This window comes from Hungatella sp. SL.1.14 (genome assembly GCF_024460495.1).
Classification (GTDB): domain Bacteria; phylum Bacillota; class Clostridia; order Lachnospirales; family Lachnospiraceae; genus Hungatella; species Hungatella hathewayi.
In genome coordinates, this window is the sequence record NZ_JANFYJ010000144.1 from 1 (window position 1) to 412 (window position 412).

Annotated in this window: 1 protein-coding gene; it reads right to left on the reverse strand. The window is 50.7% G+C overall.

What is annotated here, in order from left to right:
- A partial coding sequence (locus NE473_RS30390; RefSeq protein WP_256265576.1) for a sulfatase-like hydrolase/transferase occupies positions 1 to 412 on the reverse strand: 412 nt, incomplete at both ends.

Here is a 412-nt window from a genome sequence, read left to right on the forward strand (position 1 = left end):
TCTGCTCCAGGCCATTTGATAATCAGGGGGATATGGCAGACCGGCTCATCTGCCATGCCGTGTTCCCCATAGACCCCGAATTCTCCCAGATCCTCTTCGTGGTCCGCGGTAATGATAATGGCCAGATCTTCTCCGTAAAGTCCGTGTTCCTTAAGCCACGACGTGATCAGACCAATATTGTCATCGGTAAACTTAACGCTGTCATCGTAATGGTCAATGAAATGCTTTGCCTCGTCTTTCGTCTTTAAGCTGCCCGGGTGCTTTGGCCATCTGGAAAACGTCTCATCATTCCACATATTGATCTCATTGGCGCCGTGGGGGCCGATGAGGCGCAGATGCTCACAAAATATCTGATCTGTGATCCAGTCATCCGGCTGAGGCTCATCCTGAAACCTGCTTTTTTCTCCCTCCG